The following is a 13,551-nucleotide window of genomic DNA, read 5'->3' as shown; positions in this document are numbered from 1 at the left end:
AACCTCTATTCGCCAAATAAACTATTAGCCCATGTTACAAACCTGAACCTGCCTGAAGTGCAAAGAAATTACTGACAAGGTACTATATTATTGCATTATTGCCAGGGCCAGATTTCGACTAAGATTGTATATCCGGCAATACCAGTTACTATGGCATTAACAATTGTCCAGTAACCGGTAATTTTGTCAATAGCCTTTCCGAGTCCAAGCAGCAGAAAAAACATAAACCACAAACTCGCCCACATTAACCACAATATCAGTAATCCTATATCAGGCATTGCAGTAAATGACGTCGGAACGGCGACTACAGACACTAATAAGCAATACCATCCTAATCCCTTGCCCTCATGGTTCCCTATAGCGTTGATGCCTACCCATAAATAGGTAAATCCAAACAACAAGGACTGCATGGCATAAAAATAGGTTATTATTTCTCCACCGTGAATGAAAACAGTCCTCATAGCTCCGGCCACAATAAGAGCACCGGCAAACAGGTTCATTGGAAATACATGCTTTGCGCTTAACTTTCCCAAAACCATCAAGCCATTCATAAACAGAACAAAGCCAACATACACCAGTGCAACACCTAACATTCCCACAGCAACCGCTCCTATTTTTAAATCAGTTTCTTAAACCATTTACATTCAGAAAAACCACACACGGCGCACTTATTTATGTTTTAATGGACGTGGCGCGGTCTTTATATTTGCGGATAAGGGACGGGTAGTTTTGGTCTTTATAAAGGAATATTGTTTTTTCATTGTGGAAGTGCTCATATCCTTTTTTAAATCAGTCTTTCCCCTAATATCCCTTTTTTGGTGCCAATCCATTTTATTGCGTACAATTTTTTTCTGTGTTGGTGCAGCATGTGTTCCGGTGTTTTTTAATGCAGGCATAGAATAGTCGAAATCTTCCAGGGTATATCGTTCGATACGTGAGCCAAGGATGTTTTCAATACCGCGTACCATTGCTTTATCATCTTCTGTTACCAGGGTAAAAGCATCTCCGGTACGCGCCGCACGACCTGTTCTGCCAATACGATGGACATATGCCTCCGGGGTATCAGGAATATCATAGTTAATAACATGTGAAATTTGTGAAATGTCTATGCCGCGTGCTGCAATATCTGTCGCCACAAGGATCTGGTAGGCGCCATTTCTAAACCCACCTAAAGCCGCCTGTCGTTGTGGTTGTGACAAATTCCCCTGAAACGACGTCGCCTTGTACCCAGCCCTTATTAACCGGTCGCCCAGGCTCTTTGCCCGGTACTTGGTACGGGTAAAAATCAGCACAGACTGGGTGTCTGTATGTTGCAATATCTTCAGAAGAAGGGGTATTTTAAGATGTTGTTTCACCGGATATAAGGCGTGTTTAACCGTGGATGCCGGAGCGGTTTTCCCTAATTGAACAGTCACCGGTTTTGTTAGCGCTTCCTGCGCCAACTTTCGGATCTCATCTGGCATGGTCGCGGAAAAAAGCAATGTTTGCCGTTTATGCGACAGACACTTTATTATCTTTCTGATATCCGGAAGAAATCCCATGTCGAACATATGATCCGCTTCATCGAGCACCAACACCTCTACCCTTGAAAGATCGATGGTCCTTTGCTTCATATGGTCCAAAAGCCTTCCGGGGCAGGCAACAACAATCTCTACGCCGCTTCTGAGTCTATTGATCTGCTGGGTAATGCTAACGCCCCCGTAAATGCTAATGCTTCTTAATGATGTTTTTGACCCGAGGGTTTTGAAATCCTGAAGAACCTGTTCAGCCAGTTCACGGGTTGGGACGATAACAAGAGCACGTATTTTGCCGCGTTCTCCCTGCATCAATCTGTGTAGTATCGGCAACACAAATGCGGCTGTCTTGCCGGTGCCTGTCTGCGCCAGGCCCATTACATCTGTCCCCTCCAAAATCAGCGGAATTGCCTGTAATTGAATCGGCGTTGGGGTGACATACCCGACCGATTTTATACCTGCAACAATGTTAGAATTAAAATTAAACGTTTGAAAATTTTTCATAAACCCCTTCTTTCATAAAATATTGTAGGAATAAACTATTCCTATTGTACTATTGTCAGGCCAGCAACATGCTTCCCGTCGCTGTAAAAACGTGACATCTGTATATATAATTACCCGTCATTTCCTCTCTTGCACAAGGAAGGAACTACGGGGATGTTTAAAATATAACCCCTCCGATTCCCTGATAACTTTCAAAGAAAACCAAATACATCAAAAACAACACAACGTCGGGATCGTGATTGGCTGCGTTATAATTCCTTTTAGAATTATTTGATAAAACTATGTTTTTTTGGTATATGGCGGAAGAACAACTCATGTAATAGGCTAGTAACGGATATGATAATGTTCTTTCTTCTCTTAAAAAAAATACCTCTGAAAAACAGAGTATTGGGAATCAGGTAACGATTTTTTTCATCAAAAGAGAAGGTTGTGAACAATTTGTGGACGATGTTTCGCAGAAAATCATATTACAACATGCTTTCTTTATGCTTTCTTTTATTATTTTCGTATATTTAGCAAATTAAACAGTGCCCAAATTCATCATCAACCACATAATAATATCGTATAATAATAAATTTACCAGTTAAATGATAAAAATATTCCTTACTCTGCATTTTACCTTTTCTTTAAACATCCCTAAATTGTCATCTTCGGAACCAAACAAGCAGGAGATAAATAAATACTAAACACGAAATCCGAAACAAATCCTAAATTCACCCCGCTATATAACATTCAATAGTGCATTTACTATTGTTAGATAATTCAGATATAGCCAAACAAATATGATTTTAGGAATTTGGCGATAAAATGGCTTTCTAAAAAACAGATTTATTTGACTAAGCATACTATACAAGCACGCCCCTTAATTCCCTCTTTATAGAGGGGACTGGGAGGTGTAAATTTTTCGAAAACCTTATTTGTTTGACTATAATTGTGTAGCAGACGGTGTAAAATTTTCAAATGTTCAAATGTTCAAAACCCGTTTTTTTTTCATTGGGATTTTGCATTTTAAAATTTGTTTCGGATTTCGTGCTTCGTATTTCTTTATCTCCTGATTGCCTGGCCCTTGATTTGTTCAGATTAAATGTGGGCGAACTATGATCAATTTTCAAACAGCCAAATTGTTATAATTTTGATAATATTGCCGAAAAAATTAAAAATGCTTGCAATCGTCTTCCATTTTAGTTTAACATGTGTTCTACATGGAAAGTGTGGTTTCCTATCACTTATTAAATAAAACATATTGAATATATTATTAATATACCCTGAATTCCCGGATACATTCTGGAGTTTTAAACACGCCCTTAAATTCATACGCAAAAAGGCATCCTTTCCCCCGCTAGGACTCCTGACAGTTGCTGCAATGCTGCCGTCGGAGTGGTCAAAGCGACTTATAGACGTCAATGTAACAAAACTCACGGATGACGATCTGTTATGGGCAGATTATGCGTTTATCAGCGGCATGGTTGTCCAAAGAACGTCGGCAAAACATATCATTGGCCGTTGCAGTAAAGCCGGTGTTAAGGTGGTTGCCGGAGGCCCTTTATTCACGAGCGAACATGAACAGTTTGAGAATGTCGATCATTTCGTACTCAACGAAGCGGAGCTAACCCTGTCACCCTTTTTGGAAGACCTGAATAATAATTGCGCTAAACGTGTATACATCTCATCTAATTTTGCCGACATTCAAAAAACACCAACCCCTCTGTGGGAGTTAGCCGATCTGAATCAATACGCCTCAATGAGCATACAGTACTCTCGAGGTTGTCCATACCACTGCGAGTTTTGCAACGTGACTTCATTATTTGGACGACGTACACGCACCAAAACTGTTGAACAGATTATTGCCGAGTTGGATAGTTTCTATAACAGAGGTTGGCGTGGGCCTGTATTCTTCGTAGATGACAATCTCCTAGGTAATAAAAAAACCCTCAAAAACGAACTACTGCCAGCCCTGATCAAATGGCAAGGCGAACATGTGCCGATAACGTTTAACACCGAAATTTCCATTAACATTGCCGATGATGAATCCCTGATGCAAATGATGTCCGAGGCGGGCTTTATTACGGTTTTTATCGGGATCGAAACGCCGGATACGGATAGCCTGGCAGAATGTAACAAAAAACAGAATAAAAACCGTAACCTCCTCGAAGACGTACGGCGTATTCAGCGGGCCGGACTGCAGGTACAAGCGGGTTTTATCGTTGGTTTTGACAGCGACACACCATCCATCTTTCAGCGACAAATTGATTTTATACAAAATAGCGGGATTGTGTCTGCGATGATTGGCCTGCTTCAGGCCCCGACAGGAACGCGGCTATACGAACGCCTAATGCAGGAGGGGCGCTTGCTTGGACAGATGTCTGGAGACAATGTAGACGGCACCACTAACATTATCCCTAAAATGGATATTGATACATTCCGGGAAGGATATAAAAAAATATTGAAACACATTTATACTCCCAAAAACCACTATCAGCGCATAAAGACCCTCTTTCGGGAATATAAAACGCCAAAGATTAAAGCGCAAATTACCTTTAATGATATACTGGCGTTATTCCGCGCCATCTACTACCTTGGCATCCTTGGCAATGAACGCTTTCACTTTTGGAAGCTCTTGTTATGGACATCCTTTCACCATCGGGAATTATTACCACTTTCCATTACCCTTGCAGTTTACGGCTACCATTTCCGCAAGGTCAGCAAATTACACGTCCTGTAAATCAAAAAAGTCCAGAGGGAATTGGACTCGTCCTTTAGAAGGCCTTTGTCAATCTGAAATTGCATTGTATAAATTGAAACACAGAATACCGACAGGGGGATTGAATCTTTATTGCTGTAAAATTACCCGGAAAAGATTCTTCAGGTGTATCTCAGTGTTTTAAGGTATGAATATGAAAAATGCAGTGGCAAAATAAAAAGGGGCTTCGTCAATAAGGCATTCCTCATTGGGATTTTTGTTTTATTTCAATCAGGTTGCCGGAAAAATCCTTAAGGAAATATACTGTCTTATCTTTATGTTTTCCCTTAATAAGTTCCGCACCAAATCGCCGCGCCTTTTCTGCAATATCCGAAAAGCTTTCAATCATCATCCCGAAATGCGTAAAATTTGGATATGCATGCTTAAAATCAGAGATAAATACCTCAATCTTTATCCCGGGCTTTTCAAAAACCAACACTTTGATCTCTCGGGAAAGAGAGAATAATTGCTTTGAAAGTTCCGGCGGTAAAAGTATTTCTCTTGTTTTTTCAAGACCTAAAAAGTCCCGATAAAATTTCAGGGCGTGATCTTCACTCTTATTTGTGATGCCACTGTGATTTAATTCCATGCCGTATTTTAACGTTTAATTGTCCCTTGTCAATGGGCAGGTTTCATCGCATTGCTAAACGTACAGTGCACACCCATGTTTGGAGCGTTAGAACCCACATTTTAACACACTTTGCGGCTCTATACCTAATTACTCAATAGGAGCGGACTGTATACTTTTTTCAAATTTTTTTATAAAGAAGGTGATATTTTCGATTCTCCATGAATAAATCTCATTTAACGATTTTTATTGATTCCAGCTACAACCCAAAGAGAAAGCTTGGCGTAGGTGGATTTTTGTGTATTCCGCATAACCCCGGTGAAACACCTGCAAACAAAGACATGTTCGAGGCATGGTATTTTCCGGATGCAGTGAAAACAAGGATTGTGGAGAATACAACGAATACGCGGCTGGAACTTCAGACACTTCTTTGGGCACTTGAATCCCTCACATTAGAAAACGGGAACAAGGCCTCTGAAAAGAGGGATTTCATAACAATTTATACAGACTGCCGTACCGCAGTTGATTTGCCTGGACGAAGGAGGAGGCTTGAGGACGTTTATTATCTCAGTAAAAGAAAGGGCTCTGTTTTGCGGAATGCGGATATCTATAAAAGCATTTTTGCGCTCTATGATGAGTTTTTGCCAAAGCTCGTCTGGATTAAAGGACATACCCCTAAAAAAGACCGTGTTGGCGTACATCAAATATTTTCGGAAGTAGATAGATTAGTCAGGAACCATTTGAGAGCTTACATCGCTCGTACATGCCCATGATTCTTGGAAGATCCTGTAGTTAGCAATCTATGGAGACATTCATTTATTCTGTATGTTTATTTGTACAATAAATAGAGTATAAATTATTCTTCTGGCATATCTTTTTCCCTGGTAGTTTCTAATCCTACTACTTCTTTTGCTAACGCTATATAGTCTTTTGCTCCGGAACTTTCAGGTGCATACATAGTAATAGGTTTTGAGGAAATTGGACATTCTGCCAAACGTACGTTTTCACGAATTATTGTATTAAAAACCTTTTCATGAAAACGCTCTTTCACTTGTTTATACACCTCATTACTTAGATTTGTCCTGCTATCAAATCTGCACGCAATAATACCGGTGACTTCCAGTTTATGATTAAGCCGTTCCTTTATTATCTGAACGGTATTTACAAGTGTTACCAGCCCATTCAACGCCAGCACTTTTGTTTCAAGAGGAATAAAGACTTCTTTTACAAAAGTAAGTGCATTTATCGTTATCAAGCCCAATGAAGGCGGACAATCCAACAAAATATAATCATAATTATTTGCAACAGGAGCGATTCTTTTGCGTAAGATAAGATCGCGTTCTTTTTCATTTGCCAAAATTCTTTCCACACCTGCCAACGCAACGTTTGAGGGTGCGAGGGTGAGATTATGAACACAAGTATCTTTCAGAATCTCTTCAAAATAAACCTCTTGCAAAAAGACATTGTACATCGATTTTTCTAAGGAATGTATATCGAGCCCAAACCATGAACTCATGTTGCCCTGAGGGTCCAAATCAACCAATAAAACCTTCTTTCCCATTTCAGAAAGACAGGCACCAAGATTTACCGTTGTCGTTGTTTTAGCAACACCACCCTTTTGATTTGTCAGCGCAATACTACGCATATTGTTATTTATTCAATTGAGAAAAAATGAAAAATATTAAAATAAATGTAACATTTAAATAGTTTTATGAGTGATCTTTATCGATTCGGATAAAAATAGCACAATGTGTGAATATAACCAAAATAAAAAGGTTTCTCTACACTAATTTTATTGAACCTTCCGCAATTTTTTATGGGTATTCAAAATTGCATTATATTTATTAGTTAGTCATTGACACTGCTTTTTTAGCCTGATATAGTATTTTTATTTAACTATTCTTGGTTAGATTTTTATATTTTGTATATTTGGTCACAGTAGAGTATCACTTTATCATAAATCATAATAATCACTGTTAAAAACAGTCATTCTATGAAATTACCTTAAAAATTTTTAGGATTATTTTTTATGGACAGGATTCGGGAAAATAGTACGGTAAAGGAAATTGCAGAAAAATTTCCGGTCACCCGAAAGATATTTGATACCTATGGGATAATGTGTGGAGGTGATTCGCTTCCGGACAAACCTATTTCTTTTTTCGCCAGGATGCACAACATTAATCCGTCTACACTAATAGAGGACTTACAAAACCTTATTGACGGCAAAGAAGTTGAAAATGATGAAGTGTCTTTAATCAAACCTCAAACAGAGCATATCTATGAATTTTTTATAAAAACATCAATCATCATCGTACTTTCCACCGGTTGTCTGTATGGAGCTGTAATGTTGGCATACATGGCATATAAGAGATCGTTCCTTTCCGTTCCTTGGGTGTTACTGGAGACACACGGCGATACACAAGTTTATGGATGGGTGGGATTATTCATAATGGGCCTTTCATTTTTTGCTTTGCCAAAGTTTTGGAATACGATTTTGTATAGCACGCAACTGGCATACAAATCTTTTTTTCTAATGGTAATAGGAATTTTATTATCTTTTGTTTTCAAAACGATTTCTTATTATTCCGGGGGACTTTTTTTAAAAATTCCGGTATTTGTGGGATTGTCATTGCAAACGGCTTCTATTGCTATTTTTATGTATGTTTTATGCAGAACATATTTTTCTTCAGAAAAACGTGACTATGAAGTTTATGAAGGTTTCATACTATCGAGTTTTCTATGGTTTCTTTTACAAGCATTTGTTTTTACTGCCTTACATTTCCATTACTGCATAGTAGGTAACACAGAGATACCAGCATATTTTAAAGATCCTATCAGGCATATTCAAATTGTCGGTTTTTCTTGTTTGGTAATAATTGGTATTTTCACTAAAACGTTACCCATATTTCTCGGCATACAAATCCCCAACAGAAAAAATAGCGCATATGTGCTGTATCTGCTAAACCTCTCAATAGCGTTAAGGGTATTCTCCGAATTTTACAAAGGCTATACACAAAATCTTCACGGATTTTTTATCGCAATATCTTTTATTTCAGGACTTTTAGAAGCCCTCGGAATTTTTCTATTTATTTATAATTTAAACTTATTCGATAAAAAGAAGCTTGTTCAAAACAAGGTTAAACTCCCCACTGGTTTCAGAAAATACATTCGGGCTGCCTTATTCTGGTTGTTTGTCTCTGAAAGTGCCTTTTTAACTTTTACCCTATATGAGACATTTGCAGGAGAAAAGGTTTCTCATGCTTTATTTGGAGCATATAGGCACGCAATTTTTGTAGGATTTATCAGTATGATGATTATCGGATGCGCCTCTAAAATGATCCCGCTAAGTAAAGGAGTAAAACTGTACAGCCCTAAATTACTGAATGTAACGTTTTTCCTCATCATATTAGGTTGCGTATTCAGGGTTGTCACCCAACCTGTTTCATTTCACCTCAATCCGCAATTTTATTTTTTGCTGGGACTCAGTGGATTTATAGAATATGCCGCTATCTTCCTTTTTAGTATTAATATATGGAAAACGCTGAAATCTACCCAGGAAGAAATTGCCGAACAAATAAATTCGGCAACTGCATCTACAAATGTTTATCAATTGATCAGACAATATCCGCAAACATTAGACATTTTAATAGGATATGGTTTTAAACAGCTAAAGAATCCTGTGTTAAGAAATACCCTGGCAAGAACAATAAGCCTGGGACAAGCCGTTCAAATTGTATCGGTGAATCTAGAGGATTTGTTAAGGGATTTGAATGCTTCAATGAAGTGAGTGTTGTCTCAAGCCAATAGTTTATCTTTCTAACAACACCGGGCTGGCCTTTACCATATATTTTATACCGGAGACCACAGTAATAATCACCGTCAACCATAACAGAACAATGATTATGTTCTTTATACTTCCCACATGTTTTAAATAAGCGGAAAAAAGCAACATCAAACTGATAGTCAACGCCTGAACAAACATTTTCGCTTTCCCCCATAATGTAGCACCGAATTCAATGCCTCTTGCTTCAGAATAACTTCTTATACTGCTGACAAAAAATTCTCTGGCAACAATCACTAATACCATCCATGGCGGGACATTTTCATAGCCATGTTTTATTAGTAAAATGAAACCCCCACAAACAATAATTTTGTCCACAAAAGGATCGGCAATACGTCCAAAATCAGTCAAAAGACCTTTCTTCCTTGCTACATAACCATCTAACCAATCTGTTAATGACGCTGCTAAAAATGAGAGCAAGGAGAGCGCATAATAATGATAGGACAAGAAAATAAAGAATATAATAGCCAACAAGAGCCTGAATAATGTCAGGCTATTCGGAAGGTTAAATATGGTAGATTTTTGGAAATCCATAATCAACAACTCGCACCCAAATTACACAAGTATGTAGGAATGCCCACATACCCTACAAATCTTCTGCAGGCATAGACAAACAAAGTTTGTCCATACGACGCATGCAACCAGATCAAATAGTAATAAAAATCGTTTGTACAAACAGGTGATAGAAAATAATCAAGCCACCAAATCATAACCGTTTACATTACTGATAACTAATTCTCTTATCTCACCCACTTTTATTTGCTTGTCATTTATAAATACTTTTCCATCTACTTCAGGTGCATCCCCGGACGTCCGCCCTATTAACATTCCGGAAACAACCTCTTTTTCATCAACAATTACAGAGGCCTTCTTCCCGATAAGATTTTTGTTATTTTCCCAAACAATCTCACGTTGTGCCAGCATTATTTCATTTAACCGTTCTTGCTTCACTTTTTTACCTACTTGTTTCTTAAACTTTGCCGCAGGCGTATTTTCTTCTTTAGAATATGCAAAAACCCCAAGCCTTTCAAATTTGGTTTTTTTAATAAATTCTAAAAGTTCCTGATATTGTTCATCAGTTTCTCCGGGAAATCCAACAATTACCGAAGTCCTTAGAACTATGGAACGTATTGATCTTCTTAAATTATTGATTAGGGTCTCAATACTTTTACGGGTAGTGTTTCTGCCCATTTTCCCCAGTATAGTATCATTAATGTGCTGAATAGGCAAATCGATATATTTACAAATGGTTTCGTGTTCGTTAATGGTATTAATTAATTCAGGATAAAAATGTCCAGGGTGCGCATATAACAATCGTATCCATTGAATACCTTCAATCGCTGCAATTTTTTCAAGTAATACATGCAACATCTGTTTCCCATATATATCTAAACCATATGAAGTCGTATCCTGCGAGATAATATTAATTTCTTTCACCCCTTCAGAAGCCATTTGTCTTGATTCTTCCAGGATATTTTCAATAGATCTGCTCATAAAATTACCACGTATTCCGGGAATAGCGCAGTAAGTGCATCTATTGTCACAACCATCTGAAATTCTCAAATACGAATAATGTTTCGGGGTGAGTCTGATTCGATTCCTCCAGTCATCCCCTTGATAAATAGTACTGTTATCCACCTGACGCTTACCTGTTAAATGAGTTATTTTCTCAAAATCTTTTAACCCGACAACATCATCTATCTCCGGAATTTCACTTTTCAATTCAGCAGAATAACGCTGCGCCAGACAACCGGTAACAATCAGTTTTTTGCACTGCGCATTTTCTTTGAGTTTTGCCATCTTAAAAATCATATCAATTGATTCTTTTTTTGAATCATCGATAAAACCACAGGTATTTACAACAAGCACTTCAGCGTCTTCCGGATATTGGCAGATAGTACTGCCGTTCGCTGCAATTCGCCCGAGCATTTCTTCTGCATCCACTAAATTTTTAGTGCATCCCAAATTAATTAATGCTACCGTTTTTGATTTGCTAATCATCTTTATATTCTTCTCTGTCCGCAGAAGATGTTTGTAAATCCCATTCATCTAAAGTTAAATAAACCTCCCGAGCCTGACTGCCTTTATATTCCCCAACAATCCCCGCCTCCGCCATAAGCTCTATTAGTCTCGCAGCGCGGGAATACCCGATTTCCAATCTCCTTTGTAATAGAGAAACAGAACCTCTTTGAGTTTCCAATACGATTCTTACTGCCGCATCAAACAGTGGTTCGTTCTTATCATTATCAGAGATATCTTTCCATTTCTTCAATTCTTTGTTATATTTTGGTTCTGCATGCTTTCTAAGATAATCAACAACATCTTTAACCTCCTCTTCGCTTACATAAGCTCCCTGAACACGGACTAATTTGGAAGTCCCAGGCGGCGAAAAAAGCATGTCCCCGCTTCCCAATAATTTTTCAGCCCCATTTTGATCAAGTATTGTCCTGGAATCAACCTTTGATGATACATAGAATGATATCCTTGAGGGCATATTTGATTTTATTAATCCGGTAATTACATCAACAGACGGTCTTTGTGTGGCAAGTATAAGATGTATCCCAACAGCACGTGATTTTTGTGAAAGACGGATCACCGAAGATTCCACTTCTTTTGATGCAACCATCATTAAATCCGCCAGTTCGTCCACGACAATAACAATGTGTGGAAGGTGTAAAGGGATATCATCTAATTTAACGTCCTCTTCAGCATTTAGTCGTTTTTTTATCTCAGATACGGATAATTTGTTATACCCACTGATGTTTTTAACACCTACGCTGGCAAGTAACGCGTATCGTTCTTCCATCTTATTCACCGCCCACTCAAGTACCGCAGCCGCCTTTTTCATATCTGTCACAACAGGGCTTATCAGGTGAGGTATTTCAGCGAACAATGAAAATTCAACCATTTTTGGATCTACCAACAGTAGCTGAACTTCATTTGGGAATCGGGTATACAAAATACTTAATATAATGGAATTCAGGCATATGGATTTACCAGACCCGGTCGTACCGGCAATTAACAGATGCGGCATGGATGCCAAATCGGAGATAAGAGGTCTTCCGGCCACATCTTTCCCTATTAAAAGCGGAATGGCCATCTTTTTTTTCGCTTCATCAGCGACTTCCAGCAATTCCCTAAAAGTCACCTTCCTTCTATGTGCATTCGGGACTTCAATACCGATAGAAGACCTTCCTTCCAATGGCGCCACAATCCTTACACTTAGCGCTTTCAATGCAATTGCAAGGTCGTCAGAAAGCGCTATTACCTTTCCAACTTTCGTACCCGGGGCTAATTCTATTTCGTACATTGTAACAACAGGACCTGTTTGTAAATCAACGATTTCAGAGTTTACATTGAATTGTGCAAGTGTGTCTCTTAATACATGCGCCCCCTGTGTAATATGATCTAAATCATCCTTGTGATGTCTTGCCGAAGGTTTTTCCAACAACTCAACTGACGGTAACTTATAACTATTCTCTCCATTGGCCTTAGTGAACGAAGGGGAAATATCAGTCTCGCCGCTTTCTTTGTATTTTTTCTCACCAAGGGATTCATTTATATCTTTCTTTATTTGCGGTTCATACCCTATTTCACTTTCTTTTCGTTTCGATATTTCTCCAACATTCAGAAGCTTATTCTCCATCTTTTTTGGTGGCGATATCATTGCAGAAGTATTATTTTTCTCTTTTTTCAAAGGAGCTTTTCTTACCTCTTCCGGCTCCGGTTTTGTTTTAGGGGAACGTATAAATAAAGAAAATGGCGTTCGATTTGCCAAAAGCATTATTGAAATCAACATACCGGATACTAAAATGATGGCAGTGCCGGTAATGTTAAAGTATGTACATAGCCTGGAGGTAATTACCAGACCAAATATGCCTCCCAAATTCATGGATAAAAGAGATTGTTTAAAAGTGCATACTGCAAGCGTTAAGAGTGGTGATAAGGTGAAAATTAAAAGAAAGGCTCCCAACAACTTTACACAGAAGTCTTTTATCGTTCCACCGAAAAAAAACTGCAAACTAAACCATCCAAGAATAATTACTATTACATATGAAGCCTTGCCTAAGGTTTCCATGGCATATCCGGAAATTTGTGCGCCGGCTATACCACAAATATTAGCTATCGGGATGTTAGGCGGATAGTCTGCGAATGGCGGGTCATTATGAGAATAACTAATAAAACTTAATAAGATGAATAACTTCGAGGCTAAAAAAGAAATCGCAATGACGCGACGTAAGCAAATAGAAAGCATTTTATTACCATGATTATTGTTTTTTAGTACCTGATAATTTCGGAAATTCTTTTAATTCTAAAAACGTAATAAATCGTTTGTTATTTCTGTCGGGGAGAGCGTACTCCGATTCCTCATGGTATTTCCCTT

Annotated in this window: 10 protein-coding genes; 3 read left to right on the top strand and 7 right to left on the bottom strand. The window is 38.3% G+C overall.

Features of this window, described 5'->3' with window-relative positions:
- Positions 1 to 95 precede the first annotated feature (95 nt).
- Positions 96 to 593, bottom strand: a complete 498-nt coding sequence (locus tag QZT26_RS02190; RefSeq protein ID WP_295100298.1) for an AmiS/UreI family transporter — start codon at positions 591 to 593, stop codon at positions 96 to 98.
- A gap of 75 nt (positions 594 to 668) precedes the next feature.
- Complete coding sequence (locus tag QZT26_RS02185; protein ID WP_295100282.1) at positions 669 to 2,018, bottom strand: DEAD/DEAH box helicase; 1,350 nt, start codon at positions 2,016 to 2,018, stop codon at positions 669 to 671.
- A 1,243-nt stretch (positions 2,019 to 3,261) separates the two neighbouring features.
- Here QZT26_RS02185 and QZT26_RS02180 point away from each other — a divergent pair.
- Complete coding sequence (locus tag QZT26_RS02180; RefSeq protein WP_157820308.1) at positions 3,262 to 4,740, top strand: B12-binding domain-containing radical SAM protein; 1,479 nt, start codon at positions 3,262 to 3,264, stop codon at positions 4,738 to 4,740.
- Between the two features lie 223 nt (positions 4,741 to 4,963).
- On the opposite strand, the gene QZT26_RS02175 is transcribed toward QZT26_RS02180, so the two are convergent.
- Positions 4,964 to 5,347: a VOC family protein gene (locus QZT26_RS02175; RefSeq protein ID WP_295100280.1), complete on the bottom strand. Its 384-nt coding sequence runs from the start codon at positions 5,345 to 5,347 to the stop codon at positions 4,964 to 4,966.
- A gap of 200 nt (positions 5,348 to 5,547) precedes the next feature.
- Between QZT26_RS02175 and QZT26_RS02170 the strand changes: the two genes are divergently transcribed.
- On the top strand, positions 5,548 to 6,099 hold the full coding sequence (locus QZT26_RS02170; protein ID WP_164995133.1) for an RNase H family protein: 552 nt from the start codon (positions 5,548 to 5,550) through the stop codon (positions 6,097 to 6,099).
- 83 nt (positions 6,100 to 6,182) lie between these two features.
- On the opposite strand, the gene QZT26_RS02165 is transcribed toward QZT26_RS02170, so the two are convergent.
- A complete protein-coding gene (locus tag QZT26_RS02165; protein ID WP_099323768.1) occupies positions 6,183 to 6,971 on the bottom strand; it encodes a ParA family protein in 789 nt (262 codons plus the stop codon).
- Between the two features lie 384 nt (positions 6,972 to 7,355).
- Here QZT26_RS02165 and QZT26_RS02160 point away from each other — a divergent pair, with 384 nt between their 5' ends.
- Positions 7,356 to 9,113 carry a DUF1858 domain-containing protein gene (locus tag QZT26_RS02160; RefSeq protein ID WP_099323769.1) on the top strand — a complete coding sequence of 586 codons (1,758 nt, stop codon included), beginning with the start codon at positions 7,356 to 7,358 and terminating at the stop codon, positions 9,111 to 9,113.
- 21 nt (positions 9,114 to 9,134) lie between these two features.
- Here QZT26_RS02160 and pgsA read toward each other — a convergent pair whose 3' ends face one another.
- The 3 genes from pgsA to QZT26_RS02145 all read right to left on the bottom strand — a co-directional run bounded on the left by pgsA (position 9,135) and on the right by QZT26_RS02145 (position 13,422).
- Complete coding sequence (gene pgsA, locus QZT26_RS02155) at positions 9,135 to 9,701, bottom strand: CDP-diacylglycerol--glycerol-3-phosphate 3-phosphatidyltransferase (protein WP_099323770.1); 567 nt, start codon at positions 9,699 to 9,701, stop codon at positions 9,135 to 9,137.
- A gap of 159 nt (positions 9,702 to 9,860) precedes the next feature.
- Positions 9,861 to 11,168, bottom strand: coding sequence for a 30S ribosomal protein S12 methylthiotransferase RimO (gene rimO / locus QZT26_RS02150; protein ID WP_295100277.1), 1,308 nt, complete (start codon positions 11,166 to 11,168; stop codon positions 9,861 to 9,863).
- Complete coding sequence (locus QZT26_RS02145; protein ID WP_295100276.1) at positions 11,161 to 13,422, bottom strand: DNA translocase FtsK; 2,262 nt, start codon at positions 13,420 to 13,422, stop codon at positions 11,161 to 11,163. Before QZT26_RS02145 ends, rimO begins: the two co-directional genes overlap by 8 nt.
- Positions 13,423 to 13,551 lie beyond the last annotated feature (129 nt).

The sequence above is a fragment of the uncultured Candidatus Kuenenia sp. genome (assembly GCF_900696675.1).
GTDB lineage: Bacteria > Planctomycetota > Brocadiia > Brocadiales > Brocadiaceae > Kuenenia > Kuenenia stuttgartiensis_A.
Note: the sequence above shows the minus strand (reverse complement) of the source record. Positions and strands in the feature narration are given on the sequence as shown.

Bases quoted from the DNA above. Each gene is read 5' to 3' on its own strand.
- QZT26_RS02170 (WP_164995133.1), top strand. From the start codon at position 5,548: ATGAATAAATCTCATTTAACGATTTTTATTGATTCCAGCTACAACCCA.
- QZT26_RS02160 (WP_099323769.1), top strand. From the start codon at position 7,356: ATGGACAGGATTCGGGAAAATAGTACGGTAAAGGAAATTGCAGAAAAA.
- pgsA (WP_099323770.1), bottom strand. From the start codon at position 9,701: ATGGATTTCCAAAAATCTACCATATTTAACCTTCCGAATAGCCTGACA.
- QZT26_RS02175 (WP_295100280.1), bottom strand. From the start codon at position 5,347: ATGGAATTAAATCACAGTGGCATCACAAATAAGAGTGAAGATCACGCC.
- QZT26_RS02165 (WP_099323768.1), bottom strand. From the start codon at position 6,971: ATGCGTAGTATTGCGCTGACAAATCAAAAGGGTGGTGTTGCTAAAACA.
- QZT26_RS02185 (WP_295100282.1), bottom strand. From the start codon at position 2,018: ATGAAAAATTTTCAAACGTTTAATTTTAATTCTAACATTGTTGCAGGT.
- rimO (WP_295100277.1), bottom strand. From the start codon at position 11,168: ATGATTAGCAAATCAAAAACGGTAGCATTAATTAATTTGGGATGCACT.
- QZT26_RS02145 (WP_295100276.1), bottom strand. From the start codon at position 13,422: ATGCTTTCTATTTGCTTACGTCGCGTCATTGCGATTTCTTTTTTAGCC.
- QZT26_RS02190 (WP_295100298.1), bottom strand. From the start codon at position 593: ATGTTAGGTGTTGCACTGGTGTATGTTGGCTTTGTTCTGTTTATGAAT.